Raw genomic sequence first — 18,554 nt, 5'->3', positions numbered from 1 at the left:
GGTATGGTGAATCGCTTATTTTACTGCTTGAAGTGGTTGAGAGCTGATTGTTTTCCCTTCAATAACACGGCTTGGCATGCCTAGGTAATAGCCCTGGACGTACCGGACACCACAGGTATGAAGCAATTGCAATTGCTCCTCTGATTCCACACCTTCGATAATGAGCTTAGTATGCAAGAGCTCACATAACTCTAGCATGTATCTTATGATAAGAGGCACTTGAGGTTCAGCATATGCCGCTATAAACGCCTTGTCTAGTTTGATCCATGATGGTCGAAATGTCGTAGACAGCAGCCGATCTAAGTTGGCATTTCGTTTGCCAAAGTCATCATAGGCCATGGTATATCCTTTCAAGGCCAATTGCTGCAGCTGCCTTTTTATACGCGCACTGTAGATCGTGCTCTCCATGATTTCCAGTACCAGTTGATTGGCAAGGCCTTCAGGTAATGACACGCCTGCTAATAACGTTTTAGGATGTACATTTAAAAATAGCAATTGCTGCGGTTGGAGCCTTGGTAAAGCTTCCGCGATAGCTGTATGCATGAGCTCACGATCAAAACGTGCGATTTGTCCAGCATAACGTTTGAAGAGCTCAGCTGGACTCTCTCCCCTAGATCCACTCACAAAGCTCTCATACCCAATAACCTCCTGTCCTCGCGAAATATCCACTATGGGTTGGTAACGTAAGATATAGCTCACTCATTTCCCTCCTAACGCTTTATAAATCGTCCAAAGAAACCTGCTGGCTTTCGTGTAGTGATATTTAGAATCCGCTCGATCACCTGCTCTGCTTCTTCCGACAACTGGTAGGGATCGCAAGTTGGTAAGGACATGACATGTCTTCCAGCCAAGGTTTCCGCTATTTCATCCCTGGCATCTTCCGAAGCCATAGGCAATACGACTCGCCACTTTTCTTGTGGCTTATGAATATGTTTGCGGCAAAGCTGCACCAGCTCACGTTGCCGCCAGCTGCTACCGGACCCGACCAAGACCGGAATCGTTGCCCGAAAGAAAAGACTCGTATGTTCACTCGTATTAATATTGCCCAGATCAACGATTAAATAGCGAAATTGCTCAGCGTAAGACTCTACCCAATCCATGTCTACTGTGCTTTTAAAGTAAGTCACTTTATCCATTTCAAAGCGTGGCTTAGTATTGACTACCCCATTGTGATTAAAAGCAAGAAATTCGAAACAGGGGTTGCGACCAGCCTCCCAAATGGCCACTTTACCATCGCCCTGTTTAGCTAGGTAGTTCGCAAGCGCAAAAGATAGATGTGTACTTCCAGCCCCATCAAAAGCCCCTGCTACGGCAATTAGTATGGTTGGTTGATCATACGTTTGCGATACTACCTTTTCTTGGCTATCCGCTAATTGTGTCTCCGGCAGCGGAGCATCGAGCGTAAGATTCAAATGTCTCTCCCAATTGGTTTCTGGCCAAACCCAAGCAATCCCTTGCGAGGTCCAGTGACGTGCATGTTGATGAGAATGCTCTTTGACCACAATAGCAATGGGGATATTGGGTGCGAACAAACTCAAACGTTCAATCAATCCAGCATGCTCCTCCGGCATGACAATAAGGGTAACCGTCATTTTTAGGAGCATGCCTTCCATTTCTTTTTGATCATTACATACATGCAGCCGGTACGCTGGCGGCGGTATCTCTTTTACTTCTAAATTGTAAATCAAGACATGCAATCCTCTGTCACCTCCATAAACGAGTAAAAGCCGCCAGCTCATGTCTGACGGCCTTTCGCTTCTCATTTTTCTACTCTTTCAGTATATCTAATTTTCTCATTGTCATCGTTTGCATTTCGTATGCAAAAAGTATGATATTTAAAGAAAACATGGATTGATGTAGCTTTATAATAAAGTTTAATAATTTTAAAGCTACTTTTTTCGTTAAGGAGACCAAATATTTTTAAAATAAGTTTTGATAAAAACTGAACTTTACGACGAAAGGTTTCCATCAGGCATCCCTTTTGTTCTTCAACTATCGTTTCCCGTTAGTTCAATCATCAGTAGCAAATAGCTTTAGGAAGTCGTGCTAACTAATGCTGAACTTTGCAATTTTCTCGTCCAGTATCGCCTTCTGTCGCAAATGGTGCCTGCTATGCATGCCAACCATCTCAAACCAATCACGCGCGTTCAGCCACCCAAACCAACCATGACGCACCTTGCAAGCCGGATTCGCCTCATTTACGCAACTCGCCCAGTATGCCAATTTCTCTAGTACTTGCTCCAAGCCAACTTTGATTTCATCCTTGCTACTGGGGTTTCTTGTCGCGTTGGGTGGTTGCTCAAGCTTCACACGGATATTGGGCCACTCTTTTTGGGCAAACGCCTTCGTTCCGTCTTCGGTCTTGCCTTTAGGCTCTACGTGCTTTGCCTTGATACAGGATTCAATATGCCCAATGTACTCTTCCGCCACTTCGATCACGTGAATATACATTTACCCGATCGACCATACGTTTTCATTGCATTTAAACCTCAACTGCTCCATCGAATACCTGTCCAAATTCCACATATATTGCTCGATAATAGTAGAAGAATCGTTCAACATCCTGATCCTCTCCCGCTAATCTCAATTAATTACAGCACCTGCGCAATCTCCCACACATGCCCGTCCGGATCGGCAAAACAAGCCGTCCGCCGCCCCCAGGGGCGCGTTACCGGTCCATTCAATAGCTTAACACCACGAATTACAAGCTCATCGCATACCTGATCAACATCGGGTACTTGGATCGTGAACTGAAACCGAGCGCCATCACCATTATGACCTACTCGTACCGGCTCAATTAACTCGCGGGCATTTGTTTGATTTAACAGATTAATGCTTGTATTGCCATAATCGAACACCGCACAATTTTCATCTTCATACATGATCGCAAGTTTAAACGACTCTTGATAGAATATCTTCGACCGTTTCAAATCTTCCACAAATAATGTGATTTCGGTAATTTTGTTTGTCCATTCAGTTGTCGCCATCCGTAATCAACCTCTTTTCCATTTTTCAGCAATTTTATTTACGAATTGCCGTCTCCCATTCTTTTTCCATCCTGAGTCGAGTTAATTATAGGATACCTCAATATAATAGAACAAGTGTTCCGTACAGTAAACGAATTCTTTTGAATAATTTTCTATATTATTCTGCCCGTTAGTTTAGAACGTGTGGATTACTCAACTGTGCTCCTCAATCAATGAGATTTTCCTTCCTTAATCTCGAAAACTCCGTCGCATAATACGCCATGGCGATGGCCGGTAAGGCGATTCCGATCAGCAGTGCCGCCTCCCAGCCCCCCGTTGCGTATGCCCATCCCCCTGCCGCTGAGCCCATAGCGCCCCCTAAAAAGAAAATGGCCATATACAAACCGTTAAGCCTACTGCGAAATTCCGCTCCTAAAGAGAAAATCACCCGCTGCCCGAGAACCATGTTGGCGGTAACCCCCATGTCAAGTAAAATCGCCGCAACTACGAGGATGGGGACTGCGAGTGCAGAACTTGTTGGAACGAGCAAGGGAAGCAGCCCGGAAAAGATGACGATGGCCAATGCCCATCCCGTAGCCGGGCGAACCCATCCACGGTCTGCCATACGGCCCGCCGCTGGCGCCACAATTGCCCCCATTACCCCGACTAATGCGAACAGAGCGACCTCATTCTGAGTGAAATGGAACGGCGGACTTGTCAATACCAACGGAACTGTAGTCCAAAACAAACTGAACGTTCCGAATACACAAGCATGATAAATTGCCCTCCGGCGCAATGCCGGTGTCGCCTTCAGCAGATGCAGCATGGAGTACAGCAGCGCCGGGTAAGCTTTAGTGGTCGAAGGCTTCCTTGCGGGTAGTGCCTTTGCCAATACAAGAGCCAGCGCGAAAATCAATGCTGCGGAGATGAAATATATGGCGCGCCAGCCCATATACTCCGCCACCAAGCTTGAAATGGGACGCGCGAGCATAATCCCCAGAAGTAGCCCGCTCATGACGTTGCCCACATTGCGACCGCGCTCGGCTTCAGGCGAAAGATGAGCCGCATACGGTACAAGGATTTGTGCTGCTACGGAACCTACTCCGATCACGAGTGAGGCGGTGAGGAACAGGATGGCGCTTTTGATTACAGCGGCAATTGTCAAAACGGCAGCTGTAAGGAGCAATGATGAAAGGATCAACTTACGATTTTCCAAGATGTCTCCCAACGGTACGATAAATAACAAGCCAATCCCGTAGCCGACTTGAGTCAACGTAACGATGAGTGCCGCAGCCCCGGAAGAGAGCCCGATGGTCGAACCGATTGAGCCTATCAATGGTTGAGCATAATAAAGATTTGCCGCTATGATACCGCAAGCGGCTGCCAGGATAAAAATCAGCGATGGCGAAACCGGTTTTTCCGTTGGAATGGAAGCTGAATGCATAGAAAGTCCCCTTTGCTCACCAGAAATTTTCTGGAACAATCGTTCCGGAATGCGCAAAAAAATGTCTTATATCATTTCCATCACCATGTCTATCATCTGCTGCATCTTGATGCGGTCACCCTGCACCTTCGCAACGATATTTATACTATGATTCAGGTTTGAGAGCAGATAAGATAAAGTCTTGATATCTTTCTCAGGCATGATTTCTCCCGTCTCCTGACCTTTGCGCAGCAGCTCGTAGAAGGATTTCTCCAACTCGTAAAACCGCTCCCGGATCAACGCATTCAGTTGCTCATCTGGCGAATCCATGCCGACTGCCGCATTAGTAATGAGACAGCCCTTCGGCGACTCGCCGTCCAAGGCGGAATCGATGTGTATCTCGAAGTACTGCCGGATTCCCGATTTTGCGGATGTCGCATTGACGAGGATGTCCCGTTTGGCTTGCTTCCACTTCTTGTACCAGTTGATCGCCTCGATATAAAGCGTTTGTTTGTCTCCGAACGTTTCGTACAGACTTGATCTGCTAAGATTCATAGCTTCCAGCAAATCGGGAATGCTTGCCGCTTCGTAGCCCTTCTTCCAAAAAACGAGCATCGCTTTATGAAGCACCGCTTCTTTATCAAACTCTTTGTAGCGTCCCATGGTTCTCCCTCCGTTTCCGTAGGTACAGTATATTCTTTTTCGGAATGATCAGTCCAGTATTTTCTGCAGATATGAAAGTTAGCTCAGACTGGGATAAGATGGAATACAGACTTTTATGTGAAATTAGTGGACCTCTGCTATTCGTGAGAAACCTGCATCGTACCGAGGGAGTTTAATGAAGCACCATTTTTGTAATCTACACCGAAATTTTATCGATCTTTGTTCCAAATTATCAAAACTTGTTTTAAGTCTACGATTGATGATGAAAACGTTTATAACCTTTAACGATTACAAGATTAAACGATTACGATTTAACGCACCTTAACAACAGCGCAGCATTTACGAGACTTTGCCGAATAAAAACGAACCTATTTTTATTTTACCGAATATAAACCGACTATTTCTAAAAAACAGCTTATAAAAACGGAAAATTTTTAAATAATAGAGTTTAACTTTCTTGTTTTTGCATACCTAAATTCCACTGGCTAGTTCAACGCTTTTTTTATCTGTTTATTTTCGAAAATGCTCTTACAAAAAATTCATCATTCAAAACTGTCATTACTTGGGTGAGAAATCATGTGTTAAGGACGATTACAGAAAATGATTAGGTGAGTTTTATTGCGAGAATGAATAGTTTTGAAGGGAACGATAACGGATTGGGAAATGCGAAAGAGCCCTTATCCTAGAGTCTAGGGCTGAGGGCTAAGCTTGCATTGTTTTTAAATATGTAGCGAGGCAAAAATCCTGCGGCGGATCAGGTATAGGCTTCCATGTAGGAAGTTTGTCCATTTCCCAAGCCATCCATTGCATCAATGACTCTGAGGATTCGCCTTCACGCATACGATAACCGGCATCCATAATCATATCCTTAAAGGCGGTAGGATCGATGCGCTTGGCCAGTGCCATCGTCCGGAATGTATGTAGATCCACATTCAACTCCAGCTCTTCAGCAGCCAAGGTCGACAACTTATAGTCTAGTGTATTAAACGCGCCTGGTAGGGCATGCTGTTGTTCCAGTGTTAGTAAAGCGCGGCGGCATAACTTTCTAAATCCTGGCTTCATAAAACCATTCAGCTTGAGTACAAAATCTTCTCGCTTGCGTTCCTTCACAAATCTTATGATACCTGTCTCTTTGGTAATGGCCAGTAGTGCAGCTGCCCCTTTATCTCGCATTTCAAGTCGTATGCGATCTATTGCCTTCTCTGGATGCTCACCATCCATATCAAAGCTTTCTTTAATGCGAGCCATAACGTATCGCAGTACACTTTGGCTTTTATCCTTCAGCATCGCAGCAAGCTGCAGCAAACCTTGTCCATTTTGCCAATCCAGGATTGATTCACAACCAATAGCCACTAAATAGCCCTTTATTTGGGCAATCAAGCGGCGGTAGCTTTTTTTGGCAGGAAAAATAGAGCGATAATGCATGCCGGTGATATGCCTTGGCATGAGTGCCGCATTCACCTGAAATACTGCTTTTGGTTCACCGAATAAGTTACGTTCCACTCGTGCAATTGAAAACAATGCCTGACCATCTATAACCATAGTTGATCCCAGCTGCTCTAATACCTTCCGAATATGACTGTTATCCTCACGATGTATGAGCTGCCCAAGCTTAGAGAAATTAAGCTGCAGCAATTTACGTCTCTCATCTCCTTGTTGGCCACAACCATAGATATAAAGCTTCTGAACCGCTATAGACAGCGATGTAAAAGCCTTTCTCGTTACTAGTGAAGGCAGCAAAATAAATCGCCCTAACTGACCGTCAGGCTCTAAATACGAGGGCAGGCTAATGGATAGCGTACCCATATACTTTTCTTTTGTTTCAAGTATGAGCTTATGCAAAACAAATTTATGATAGGATGCATAAAACTGATCTTTGTTTACGGGGACTTCAAAGAGTTCCTTCAGCTTTAAGTAGATAATATGACGATTGATGTACGTGGAAATACCTACTGTCTGAATGCCTACCTGAAGCGTCATTGCAAGCTGCAAATCTGCTTTAGTGAGATGATGCATGAGTCTTGCTCGTCCACTCGGAGAACGAAACGTCTGACGTGCTTCGAATCCTTCTTCAATAGCAAATAAAGCTTGTAAAAAACGGTAGCTGAACTTAATAGGTGTGTTAGTTTGAAGTGGCTGGATGATTGATTTATGTTCGTTCAGCATAGGTTTTCTCCTTTCTTGATGAGGTGATTCTATATAATTTTCAAACTGGTAGCTATTTTACATAAGGCATTGTGCTTTAGCTGAAAATATTTTTGACGGTTATAACGCATTTGTTCCAGCAACTCATAATCATATGGTTTGTACCGAACTAAATAGCGTTTTTCTATTAATTCACTTTGCTCCGATGATAAACGGGATAATGCTCGGTCCATCTCTTCTATTTCAATGTCTAGATCTGCAATTTCCTGTGCCTTGCTTGTCATCCGCTGTTCTTTTCGAATGTACTCCGCCTCGATAGGACTTGCAGGGCCACCGCCACCGCTCATGCCACTGTAGGAAGCGGTCATGGCTGGCAAAGCTAGTTGAGATTGCATAGTTTCTAAATCGAGCTCTAATTTGCGTTTGCGCTTTGTATTTAAAAAATACTGTTCAAGCAGCTCCTCCACGAGAGGAACATATTCTTCTTTTTTAGTCTGTGGTATGTTTAGCTCCACCTGCTCTGCTCCCGCATAGAAATCGTCAAAGCCGTTACCCGAGTCTGCCATATACGTCGCAATGAGTGAACTTTCTTGAACCAGCTCAGGTGTGAGCGTAGTCCTCAATTGTTTTTTAAGTTGGCCATAACGTACAGTAAGCCAGGATAAAGGAATAGATGCGATATTTTGTTCGGTTACTGATATTTTTCTCCGCATGATCGTCGTTCTCTCCTTTCGCTTAACAGGGACAACATATAGGTCATCTAAAGGTAATAAGGTTTGTTCAAATTGTTGGCTACAATAATCGCAGTAATAAAGTCCCTCGTCTATTGGATGGCATAGTCTATCGCAATGTATGCAAATCAAGATTTGTCACTCCCTCCGTTGTTGGTTGCCATCTTCAGGCGAGGTAACCAATCTCCTCGCGACGCCTGTTAAAGCCAGGCGTTTCGGCTCTTGTGTACATTATTAAGCGTAACGTTTTTTAATATCATCCCAATGATCCGCTACCTTCCGTAGTGTCGCTTTTGCTTCTTTCGCATGAGCAGCTGCTGCATTAAAACGCTTAATATCCAAAAACTCAGATACATTCGTCTCTTTGATTTGTTCCATAACCTGTGGATCAAGCGCATCCAATTCCCAGCATTCATAACCAAACTCCGATATATAGCTCGTAGCTCGCGTGTCTGTAAGCTTAGTTGGGTTGGGAGGCGGTAGATATTGTTCAATTTGATCCATATTTAAAGCTACTCGTCGCACTAATGGAAAGGATTCAAATATATTTAATCGCGCTTCGATATCGCGGGTCATGTCAATTCCACTAGGATCATGATCTCCCAAATGGATAATTACCGTTTCTTTACCTTCATCTTATTTTCGGACTAGCCGCTGTGCTGCGACCCACATTTCCGTTTGGCTTACATAACCACGACATGAGAAGTATGAAATACTAATTGATCGCAAATCGTACCAACCACACCAACGAGGGCATCTTTCTCAACCCAAACCTCGACATGATAGTCCTGGTCGACCCATTTATCATAAGCAAAGCTACTTGCTGCGGAGTACATAATATCCCCTGGTGTATTCCAATGGCTATTCCCTTTCAAATTTCGTGTTCGATCCTCTATCGCATCCCAATCAATCAGACCTGAGATTCGAGCATCCGATACGAGCGTTCCCAAATTTTTATAGCTGCGCTCAGTATTCGGTATGATATCTCGTGCGACCAGTTGATAATAAACTTGTCTAAGTGACAACGAGTATCCTCTAGAGATATATTCATCAATAATTCCGTTGACCTTGTGAATCAGTGCTAAGTTTTCACGACGAAATTTAATTTCCCGATTACAGATTTTCATAATATCCTCCCATCCTTATTAAATCCTGCAGAATTTCTAGAATAAGTGCTACTGGCCAACCGGTTAGTGGTAGAGAGTAATTGACGAATCAATTTCCTCTCTCCCTCAACAGATTGCAAAAGATTCTGCAAATCTACTTTCAAGTCATGAATTTGCTCAAATGCATCAACCTGCAAGCTATTTTGCATGCGAGGTTTCACCTCTATGACAATGCCCTCTATAAATCCATTTCCCATCAACTTTGGCTATCGTGGCGTAAGTAGCCCTTCCCCCAACGTGGCTATGAGGTTCACCGATTTGGACGAGAGAAGAAGTCCAGGATGCTGGAGGTAACACGTTCAAAAAATAATCGTAAAACTCCTCATCAACCTCATCACCAATTTTCAAGAAATCATCCATATTGCCCTTCCAATCCTCATACTTCTTCATAGAAATCCCCTCACTTTGCTTGTAATTTCAACCTACCATTATCAAGTGAGAGCGGTTATCTTCTCACGACGCCTGGAACGAGCGTTTCGGCTAAATCAAATGCTTCGTATTTTCTTAGATAACGATTACGATAGTAATCAATAAGGCCCTTTCTCTTAAGATACTCATATTTTGATCGAATCACTGACTCCGTGCGACCTAAGCCAAAAGCCAAAGTTCGATTTTTATCGATCCCATAAAACATACATAAATATTCCAAATCTTCATTTGAGAATTTTAATCCGTGATTCAAATGAAAGTCAGGATGATATGTCATCCGATAATGTTTGTCATATGTAATGCCATCGATAAGATCCATTTCTGAATTAGATTTTAACTTAGCAACCCCCATCCATTTTGCCTCCAATCTAGCCTGCCATCTTCAGGCGAGGAATGGCTATTTACCTCGCGACGCCCCATGCTGGGCGTTTCGGCTATGTCATAATAAAAAATCCTTGGTTGATTTTCTCCAACTCTTCATCCGTTGCCAGCTGCACGATATAAGCTTTTTCAGCCAGATATAGTACGATTTTTTCTCCTTCAACAAGCTGTTTTAAATCTTGTTGATAAGGGAAACCAGTAGCTTCCATCTGCCTTACCTCCTCTCCTTTTGCATCGCTAAATTAATAAGCTCGTCCAGTTCCTGACTCGCCTTTACCACATCTGGATGTACGAGATTATTGTTATTTTGATTAGCTGCTAATTGCATCATGAGTCGCTTTTGCTCAATGATTTTATCAAGCCCATCCCTCTGCACATCCATCCCTCCTTTTAAACGATTTTATGGTTCATGCCTGCCACCGTGTTGATAAAACGGCTTTAAAATCCGTATTCCAAATCACTTTCTACAATGAGCTGATTTATCGAATCACTACTAATTTGTTTCATGGCCGTTTTAGATTCTTTGTCTTCTGGCTCTTCTTGACTCGATTTATTGCAGCCGCTGATAAGAAGCTGCTTTATTTCCTTCAATTCATCCATTACTTTGCTGCAGGAGCATGTCCCCGTTGACGTACCGATACGTCCAATCTCCTGTTTAACTTGCTGTGCTACCCATTCAGATAATTCACGACTTGTAGATAAATGCTCCAAAAAGTCATGTACATCATCCGTAAATTTCAATGCGCTGACATTGTATTGATTTCGGCGTGTCATTCTGAATTAGCGATCCTTACGCTAACTGGAATGTTGCGTTTTAAATAATTTTTCGCAACGATCTCTGAAGCATAAATATTCAATTTGCGTGAATCTTCAGGAAATATATGATACAGCTTAGCTACTTTCTCGCCCAGTTGTTTACATAAGTAATCCATCATGTATTTGCGAAGTGCTTGATTTACACCACCAATGTGAACGTAATACACTAGATCCCCTTGCCTAAAATTGAAACTTTGTAATGACTTCTGCATGGCAACAGCTGCAAAATCATTTAGTACCGGCTCAATATCCTCTGTCAGAGGGAACTCTGCATGAGATACTGGATCCTTATATAAAAAAATTTGAGATTCAATGTGTGAGAGGATAAAGGATTCCAGAGACCGAACGTCCTGAAAATAATCCATAAGCTTGTCCGTTCTTAATTTCTCCAATACCGCTAAATAACTTTGATCCGTTGATGATACAAAGTCATCTGACTTTTGAGCTCCGTTTAGATCAGGCTGCAGCTTACATAAATCTTGACTTTGACCTCCAATATCATCTATGACCGTAAATGCTTCCTTGTACCTCTTAGCATCCTCCTTTATATTGCCTTCAAGATCGAGTTTCAGAGCATGTCGCGCATTTTCTCCTTCTATGCGGCACTCAGCATAATTCACTTTAATCGTTAGTTTACGACTAAATCCTGGAGTAATAAGTTCGAAAGAGGTTTCTACTTGAAAACGATCTGCCATCGTTGCTAATTTTTCTTTAAAACTATTTCCTTTCTTAACCAGCCAAACTGGTAATAACGTGCCAAAATACTCAATCGATATGGTATCTTGATTCAGCTCTGGGCATTTAAATGCATGATATAATGCTAATCCAGCAAGCCAAGTAACCCATACCGTCTCAGATTTTGTTTTATCATGTAATTTATAGATATGAGCATTACCTAAGAGCTCCGCCTGTGCTCGTTTTCCAACCATGAAGAACAGATCACCCGACTTGACAACAAGTTGTTCTCCAAGGGAATCAGCAGGAATGGTCTGTGCAAATAACCCCTCTACAGCCTCTGACGAAATTTCTTTAATAGATGAAGGCATCTCAAAATAATGACCATCAATCATGAATTGGCCAAGTGAGTTACCAAAGTCGGTAACCATACGTTGAATATTCAATTGTAATTCCTCCTATTAGTTATTTCGTATTCACTGATAGATTCACTTCTAAGATTTGTTTTGTATAATTTTCTCTTGTTTCTTTATGTTAGAGTAATTCTTCAATGCTTTAGCGACTAGTTTTAAAAATTCGTCTTCATAACTTTCAAGTGCTTTCAACGGTATTCTCCTTTCTACGAAGTTTCTGATTTATTTGAAGGAAAAAACAAAAAGGAAAATTTGAGGTTAAATTATGAAATATTCATTGCGGTAAGTACAGGGGAAAGTGTAAAATTGTAGGTGTCTAGGCAACAATCATACTTTTTCCCTGAGAAGATGGTCGACTCGTAATCGATCATCTTTTCTTTTCGATTTGAAATATGACTATATATCGCAATTGAATCGATAAATAATTCAGGATCAGTCACTTATATTGTTTCAAAACGAAACATTTTTAATCAAAAAAAAGCGTCCAATCAAATTTTAAAGCACCAGCTATTTTCTTAGCTGTATCAACGCTTGGAGAACGCAGACCATTCTCAATATTCGTGTAATTACTCCTACTGACTCCAGCACGATCAGCAACTGTTTCTTGACGTTCCAGACCTCTTAGTTGAATGAGCCATTCACGATTGGATTCTTTCATTTCGTCACCCCCTTATAAAATGTTTCGTAACGAAACCTTTATTGTGTTCATTATATGTTTCGTAACGAAACTTGTCAATGATTTTGTTTCTTATTGAAATGATTTCGTATATGTTTCAATAAGAAACGTTATAATAGTCTTGAGGTGATTAATATTTCAGAATTAATGGGTAAAAGAATTGAACAAGAACGAATTCGAAATGATTGGACTCAAGAAATAGTAGCTAACAAACTTGGTGTAGCTAGATCAACATATGCTAACTATGAAGCCGGTAAACGTGAACCTAGTTTAGAGAACATTAAACTATTGGCAGATATTTTCGATGTAACTACCGATTATTTAATAGGTCATTCAGACATTAGAAATTTATTTGATAAGAATAATATTGAGAGAATTAATCTAACTGATGACAAAAAAGTCGAGTTGTATAAACTTCTTGAGAAAATGAACAAAGAACAAGTCGATCATATCCTTAAAACTGTTCAGTTTATTATTAAAAATTAATTCTTTTTGATCTCTTCTAAAAAATCAACTAGTATGTACATATTCGGATCTACCTTTAAGTGTTTAACTAATATCTCAAACTCTTCATTTGACATAGCTCCTATTAGTTTTACTATTTCATCTATTTCCAAATCCATCCCACCATCCCACTCTAGATGCTATTATATTTACCATTAAGATTGAGCAACTTTAACGGTTGCTCTATTTATGTTTCTATCATGACACTTTGTTGCAGCTCACTTCACAAATTTTTAATTTGAAGATTGTTCATCTTTTTCCATATCATTCAGATAAATCAATAGTAAAATATACGCAAGTTTCAGTCAACAGTTAAATAATTATGATGTTGACTTTTTGGTGAAACTTTTATTAAAATACAGATTATAAACATGTGAGGTGAAATGATGACTTATCATCAAATGCTTAAAAGCTATATTGCTCAATCGGGTCTTACATTGCATGATATCTCAAAGGAATTAACAAATTTCGGTTTCAATATTAGTAAAGGATACATCAGTCAATTACAAAATGGTAAGACAGATAGACCTGCAACAGATGATTTAACTAGAGCTTTAGCTAAAGTTACAGGAGGAAACATTGAACAACTACTAACAGCTTCTTTTCTTGAACGCGCTCCTGAAGAAATAAAATTGAAATTTATACGCTTGAGTACTATGATTTCTGAAGATAATATTCAAGAAACAAACAAGCAGTTCATAGAACTCCCTGTTTATGAAAGTTTTTCAGGAAAGCACCGTTCAAAACGAATATTAGAAACTCAATATATAGATATTTCTAATGTGTTAGACAATGAAGTCTTTGCCGTCAGTGTACAAGGAAATACTATGACTGAAGACTTTATTAATGAAGGTGATATAGTTATTTGTACTGCTACAGAAGAAATAAGTTATAACGATATTGCATTAGTGTCAATTAATAATACTAATGCCAACATTTATCGAGTTCTTTTTCAAGATAATTTGTGTATGCTCATTCCATCAAATAAAAAAATGCAACCATTACTTGTATCTAGTTGTGAAGTGATCATTCTAGGGAAAGTAATTGAACTCAGGAAGAGATATTGATAAAGGTAACAAGGAGGTTATTAGGTTGGTTGTAAAAAATAGAATTGAAAATAATACGTATCAACAAGATGATCAAATAGAAGCAATAGGCTATATAAGACAAAGTGATGAACGCGATGATAAAGAAGATATATCAGAACAAACTCAATTAACAAAAATTAAACAATTCTGTGATATTAACAATTGGAAACTTGTAGATGTCTTCAAAGACATCGATTATTCTGGTTTTCGAATCAGCTACCTTAAAAGACCAGGCATTATGAAATCACTGGAATACATAAAATCTCATAAACGTGTTCGAAAATTTGTAATCTTTAATCTCTCCCGCTTAACACGTAGGAAAAAAGATTTTCTACTTATACATGAATCTTTATCCAAATTAGATGTAGATATCTGTTCCACTGCTGAACTATTAGATTTCAGTTCACCAACAGGAAGATTAGTTGCTAATATACTTGTTAATTTCAATGAATATTATAGTGATAATCTTAGTGATGTTACTAGTGATAACAAAAAAACAAATGCAGAAAAAGGACGTTGGAATGGTGGACCTGCCCCATTTGGTTTAATAAAGAAAGAAGGTGTTTTTAAAGCTGATGGATTAGATGCAGAAGCAGTCATACACTCATTTAAAATGGCAAAAGAGGGAAAAGGACCTTACATTATCTCAAAATGGCTAAAAAGTGCTTCAGTAACCACAAAAACAAATGTCGAATGGACACCACGAAGAGTACGTTATATGTTAACTAATCCAACCTATGCTGCTATGCAAAATTGGAAGGGAGTTTTATATCCACTAATAGGCTATGATGCTTTAGTAAGCTTGGATGATTATACATATGTTCAGAGTACGTTGTTTGGTCGAGAAAACTTTTGGAGAGGTAGAGAGCGACAATTATTATCTTCAATCCTACAGTGTCCAATGTGTAGTGGCAAAATGTATTCAAGACAAACAGGAAGCAAGAAAACACGAAGATATGTATGTAGTAATAAAAATGAACATGGAAATTGTAATAGTCCAGTGATTGACCTCCCTTCACTCAATGATGCAGTTCTAAAAAGAATTGTTGATATCAGTAATGGTAGGTACAGTAAAGAACAAATATCGAGCAAATTAGTTGACGATATAGATGAGACAACAAATGTTCTTCAACAATTACAAAATGAATATAACAGTTTAGAAAAGGCAATTCAGGATGTTTTTGATGATTTCTATATCTATAAAAAACTCAGTGAGCAACATTATAATGATTTAATGAAGCGGTACGAAAACAGGCAAAAAGAAATTAATAAAAAACTTGAAAAAATGCCTATACCAAAAACCAATAATAAATATGGGAATTTTGATGACCTTCTTAGTGAACTTGCAATCGCATTTGAACTCGGACTAGATTCACGTGATAAACGTATCATGACAGAACTTATTATAGAAAAAATAATTCCAAACAGAACCACACAAATTCACTTTAGATGGGGTGAAATACAAGAGATTAACTACACAAAATCATCTTACAAGAATAATGAGGTTCTATTTTTTTAAAAAAAAAACCACTCCGAGGAGTGGTCCGCTTTCATTATGAAAGCTACAGGATTTGGATAGGAGTGGAGAGAAACCATACTGTACCTTTATTATATGTATACGCTTCCATTTTGTCAATAAGCGTTTTCATTTTGTTCGAAATAAATTGTAAACGCTTTTTTTAATCAAAAATGACGAACACCCGATTAAAGGTGTACGTCATAGCCTTTAGCAGTAAGTACGATAACAGCCTGATCCAGATACTCTTGACTTCGGAATGAAAGTCTTAGAACGCCTGGCACGTCTTCTCTGCTCTCAATAATATGAATGTTGCTCAGGTTGATAAGGCTGTTCCCAAGCTCACTTGTGATTTTACCGATAATACCAGGATGATCTGGAATATCGACATAACAGTCGAATGCAGAATGAATCATGCCTTTGCGGCGCTCAGGCATTTTGCTGCGGAATTGACCTGCTGTTTCAAAAGCTTCAGCAATCGCATCCCCATCTGAACTCTCCAGCATAGACACAAATTTATCCGTTTCCTTGCTCCAATCGCGCAGCAGCTCAAGCAAAACCTTGCGATTATTAATTAATATATCACGCCAAATAATCGAATCGCTTGATGCTATCCGTGTAATATCGCGGAAGCCCCCTGCTGCTAACGATTCATATAGCATATTATTTTCGTTATATCCGCGAACCTGATTCACAAGTGACACGGCAATGATATGCGGCAAATGGCTTATCGCGCCTGCTATCTCATCGTGCTCTTTCGCATCAACTTTTACGATATTCGCTTTCGTATGGCTGAGAAGTTCAACTAGACGCTCCACTGCTTCCTCAGGCGTATTCTCATCAGGTGTCAGCACATAGAAGGCGTTCTCGTATAGATGCGAAGATGCCGCTTCAACTCCTGTACGCTCAGAGCCAGCCATCGGATGCCCGCCAATAAAAGTAGCTTGTCCAAAATCAAGTGATTTTGCACATGCCATAACAGAAGCCTTCGTGCTCCCAGCATCTGTAATGATACAGCCGGGTTTTAATTTAAACGCACTGAGCTTCTCGATATATTCCTCAATGTTGCCGACCGGTACACAAACGAATATAAAATCTGCTTGCTCGGCCGCTTCTTGCATTGAAGTCGTTGCAAAATCAACCACACCCCGCTGCATGTACTTCTCTACCTGCGAGGGACGGTTTGAATGTCCGATTACTGTAATATCTGGTTTCCCTTTAAAACAAAGGGCGATCGAACCACCGATCAGCCCTACTCCAAAAATCGCTACAGTCGTCATAACTTTATCCTTGCACCGCCGATTCCTGCAAAACCTGTTCTAGTGCTGTAATGAATTTTTCATTTTGCTCACTAGTACCAACTGTAATCCGAATATGATTCGGGTAGTAAGTCCAGCGCGGTCTTGAAATAATTCCTCTGCGCAGCAAACCGTCGAATACTGCAGGTGATGGACGCTTCACATCTACCATTACGAAGTTGCCGTATGCAGGGAAGTAAGATAAGCCAAGGCGATCAAATTGCTCCGACAAATAAGCAAGACCTTGTTTATTTTGGTCACGACAATAGTCAATAAATGCTTTGTCAGCAAGTGCTGCTTTCGCTGCAGCTTGTGCCGCTCGCGACGTGTTGAATGGTTCACGCACCTGATTCGTATAACGAATGACATCAGGATGCCCAACGCCATAACCAATCCGCAATGCAGCTAGGCCAAAAATTTTCGAAAAAGTTCTCAGCACGATTAAATTGCGGTGCTCGCGCAGCAATTGTATTCCGTCTGGAAACTGCAGATCATCGATATATTCTCCGTAGGCTTCATCAAGTACAACAAGTACGTTCGTCGGCACCTGCTGCAAAAACTCAGAAAGCTCAGGCAGTGTGACAATGGTACCCGTTGGATTATTCGGATTGCAAATCCAAATGATTTTAGTTCGCTCAGTAATTTTAGACAGCATTGCAGGCAAATCATGCTTGCCTTCTTTTAGAGGGACCTCTATGATCGTTGCATTCTCAATTTCTGCATTATGCTTGTATTGCGGGAAAGTTTCGTCCGCCATAATCGTTTCGTCGCCAGGAACGATAAACGCTCTATTAATCATAAGAATAATTTCACTGGAGCCCGTGCCAAAAATAATTTGGTTCGTATCTACGCCAAGCTCTTCCGCAAGTGCAGCCGTTAGTTCAACGCTCGCACCATCTGGATAAATATTAAAATTGCCTAATTCTTCAATGACTGCTGCTTTAACTTGTTCAGAACAGCCAAACGGATTTTCATTAGATGCAAGTTTGATGACTTCTTTTAACCCTAGCTCCCTCTTAACATCTTCAACCGGCTTTCCAGGTTGATAGACGGGAAGGTGGACGATATTACTTTTGGGCTGCATGAGCCGTTCACCTCTTTTATAATTGACTAGTCTCATTACTCGACATCCATTGTCTCATATCTGTGTTAGGTTTTAAAGTTTTTTTAACACAAGATTGGTCTATTGCGCAAGATTATATCGAAATTGTGATATATGTTTGATGATCTTATGATGCAAGAGGGTCTTTTGGTTTAATCCGTGGTTCAGTTTCTGTATATAAAATGAAGTGAAGGACATCCGCTTCCATGCCAAAAACAGTTCAAAACCATCGCTTGAAACAGTATTTTTAATGTCTTCATTCAAATAACGGACATCAGATCCCTTATTTGATGATAATCATGCTTTTTCTCGATATAACGGACATAGGATCCCTTATTTCTTAAATTTACATACAATTGAACGCCTTTTAGATAAAATAGCGGATTCTATGTCCGTTAAATAATAATTTTAGCCAATTATTTTAAAATAACGGATCCTATGTCCGTAAGCTAGCTTCAAAAGTTACTTTTCAAATCAACAGCTTCGTGCTTCTCCATTTATCCTTGTGCTTTACCATCCGTCCTCTCCACCCCCGAATCACCGTACCGAAATCCCTCCAAAA

General features: G+C 40.5%; 22 protein-coding genes. 3 read left to right on the top strand and 19 right to left on the bottom strand.

What is annotated here, in order from left to right; genetic code table 11:
* Positions 1 to 15: 15 nt before the first annotated feature.
* The 17 genes from AC1DOV_RS25115 to AC1DOV_RS25035 form a co-directional block, all read right to left on the bottom strand.
* Positions 16 to 699, bottom strand: a complete 684-nt coding sequence (locus AC1DOV_RS25115) for an EAL domain-containing protein (protein ID WP_441883452.1) — start codon at positions 697 to 699, stop codon at positions 16 to 18.
* Between the two features lie 11 nt (positions 700 to 710).
* Positions 711 to 1,763 carry a CpaE/TadZ family protein gene (locus tag AC1DOV_RS25110; protein WP_441883450.1) on the bottom strand — a complete coding sequence of 351 codons (1,053 nt, stop codon included), beginning with the start codon at positions 1,761 to 1,763 and terminating at the stop codon, positions 711 to 713.
* 283 nt (positions 1,764 to 2,046) lie between these two features.
* On the bottom strand, positions 2,047 to 2,451 hold the full coding sequence (locus tag AC1DOV_RS25105; RefSeq protein WP_441883448.1) for a DinB family protein: 405 nt from the start codon (positions 2,449 to 2,451) through the stop codon (positions 2,047 to 2,049).
* A 140-nt stretch (positions 2,452 to 2,591) separates the two neighbouring features.
* On the bottom strand, positions 2,592 to 2,987 hold the full coding sequence (locus AC1DOV_RS25100; protein ID WP_441883446.1) for a VOC family protein: 396 nt from the start codon (positions 2,985 to 2,987) through the stop codon (positions 2,592 to 2,594).
* A 205-nt stretch (positions 2,988 to 3,192) separates the two neighbouring features.
* Positions 3,193 to 4,410 (bottom strand): MFS transporter, encoded by a 1,218-nt coding sequence (locus tag AC1DOV_RS25095; RefSeq protein ID WP_477512452.1) that lies wholly within the window; start codon positions 4,408 to 4,410, stop codon positions 3,193 to 3,195.
* Positions 4,411 to 4,476: 66 nt separating this feature from the next.
* A complete protein-coding gene (locus tag AC1DOV_RS25090) occupies positions 4,477 to 5,052 on the bottom strand; it encodes a TetR/AcrR family transcriptional regulator (protein WP_441883444.1) in 576 nt (191 codons plus the stop codon).
* 702 nt (positions 5,053 to 5,754) lie between these two features.
* Positions 5,755 to 7,218 (bottom strand): hypothetical protein, encoded by a 1,464-nt coding sequence (locus AC1DOV_RS25085; protein WP_441883442.1) that lies wholly within the window; start codon positions 7,216 to 7,218, stop codon positions 5,755 to 5,757.
* A 29-nt stretch (positions 7,219 to 7,247) separates the two neighbouring features.
* Positions 7,248 to 7,910, bottom strand: a complete 663-nt coding sequence (locus AC1DOV_RS25080) for an ArpU family phage packaging/lysis transcriptional regulator (RefSeq protein ID WP_441883441.1) — start codon at positions 7,908 to 7,910, stop codon at positions 7,248 to 7,250.
* A gap of 252 nt (positions 7,911 to 8,162) precedes the next feature.
* Positions 8,163 to 8,432, bottom strand: coding sequence for a hypothetical protein (locus AC1DOV_RS25075; protein WP_477512454.1), 270 nt, complete (start codon positions 8,430 to 8,432; stop codon positions 8,163 to 8,165).
* Between the two features lie 179 nt (positions 8,433 to 8,611).
* Positions 8,612 to 9,055, bottom strand: a complete 444-nt coding sequence (locus AC1DOV_RS25070) for a hypothetical protein (RefSeq protein WP_477551316.1) — start codon at positions 9,053 to 9,055, stop codon at positions 8,612 to 8,614.
* A gap of 177 nt (positions 9,056 to 9,232) precedes the next feature.
* Positions 9,233 to 9,484, bottom strand: coding sequence for a hypothetical protein (locus AC1DOV_RS25065; protein ID WP_441883435.1), 252 nt, complete (start codon positions 9,482 to 9,484; stop codon positions 9,233 to 9,235).
* A 55-nt stretch (positions 9,485 to 9,539) separates the two neighbouring features.
* On the bottom strand, positions 9,540 to 9,875 hold the full coding sequence (locus AC1DOV_RS25060) for a hypothetical protein (RefSeq protein WP_441883433.1): 336 nt from the start codon (positions 9,873 to 9,875) through the stop codon (positions 9,540 to 9,542).
* Positions 9,876 to 9,957: 82 nt separating this feature from the next.
* Positions 9,958 to 10,113 carry a hypothetical protein gene (locus AC1DOV_RS25055; protein WP_441883431.1) on the bottom strand — a complete coding sequence of 52 codons (156 nt, stop codon included), beginning with the start codon at positions 10,111 to 10,113 and terminating at the stop codon, positions 9,958 to 9,960.
* Between the two features lie 5 nt (positions 10,114 to 10,118).
* Complete coding sequence (locus AC1DOV_RS25050; protein WP_441883429.1) at positions 10,119 to 10,280, bottom strand: aspartyl-phosphate phosphatase Spo0E family protein; 162 nt, start codon at positions 10,278 to 10,280, stop codon at positions 10,119 to 10,121.
* Positions 10,281 to 10,342: 62 nt separating this feature from the next.
* Positions 10,343 to 10,678: a hypothetical protein gene (locus tag AC1DOV_RS25045; RefSeq protein WP_441883427.1), complete on the bottom strand. Its 336-nt coding sequence runs from the start codon at positions 10,676 to 10,678 to the stop codon at positions 10,343 to 10,345.
* Positions 10,675 to 11,841 (bottom strand): Alp7A family actin-like protein, encoded by a 1,167-nt coding sequence (locus tag AC1DOV_RS25040; RefSeq protein WP_477512455.1) that lies wholly within the window; start codon positions 11,839 to 11,841, stop codon positions 10,675 to 10,677. Before AC1DOV_RS25040 ends, AC1DOV_RS25045 begins: the two co-directional genes overlap by 4 nt.
* A 433-nt stretch (positions 11,842 to 12,274) precedes the next feature.
* Positions 12,275 to 12,466: a helix-turn-helix transcriptional regulator gene (locus tag AC1DOV_RS25035; RefSeq protein WP_441883423.1), complete on the bottom strand. Its 192-nt coding sequence runs from the start codon at positions 12,464 to 12,466 to the stop codon at positions 12,275 to 12,277.
* A gap of 144 nt (positions 12,467 to 12,610) precedes the next feature.
* On the opposite strand from AC1DOV_RS25035, the gene AC1DOV_RS25030 reads away from it, so the two are divergent.
* The 3 genes from AC1DOV_RS25030 to AC1DOV_RS25020 all read left to right on the top strand — a co-directional run bounded on the left by AC1DOV_RS25030 (position 12,611) and on the right by AC1DOV_RS25020 (position 15,595).
* Entirely contained in the window at positions 12,611 to 12,970 is a 360-nt protein-coding gene (locus tag AC1DOV_RS25030) for a helix-turn-helix domain-containing protein (protein WP_477512456.1), read from the top strand.
* Between the two features lie 401 nt (positions 12,971 to 13,371).
* Positions 13,372 to 14,055, top strand: a complete 684-nt coding sequence (locus tag AC1DOV_RS25025) for a LexA family transcriptional regulator (RefSeq protein ID WP_477512457.1) — start codon at positions 13,372 to 13,374, stop codon at positions 14,053 to 14,055.
* A gap of 25 nt (positions 14,056 to 14,080) precedes the next feature.
* Complete coding sequence (locus AC1DOV_RS25020) at positions 14,081 to 15,595, top strand: recombinase family protein (protein ID WP_477551315.1); 1,515 nt, start codon at positions 14,081 to 14,083, stop codon at positions 15,593 to 15,595.
* Between the two features lie 185 nt (positions 15,596 to 15,780).
* Here AC1DOV_RS25020 and AC1DOV_RS25015 read toward each other — a convergent pair whose 3' ends face one another.
* The gene (locus tag AC1DOV_RS25015) at positions 15,781 to 16,872 is read right to left on the bottom strand and encodes a prephenate dehydrogenase (protein WP_477551314.1); all 1,092 of its coding nucleotides are present in this window, start codon (positions 16,870 to 16,872) and stop codon (positions 15,781 to 15,783) included.
* Positions 16,873 to 16,876: 4 nt separating this feature from the next.
* Entirely contained in the window at positions 16,877 to 17,974 is a 1,098-nt protein-coding gene (gene hisC / locus AC1DOV_RS25010; protein WP_477551313.1) for a histidinol-phosphate transaminase, read from the bottom strand.
* Between the last annotated feature and the right edge of the window lie 580 nt (positions 17,975 to 18,554).

Source organism: Paenibacillus sp. 01T47 (genome assembly GCF_056398245.1).
Note: the sequence above shows the minus strand (reverse complement) of the source record. Positions and strands in the feature narration are given on the sequence as shown.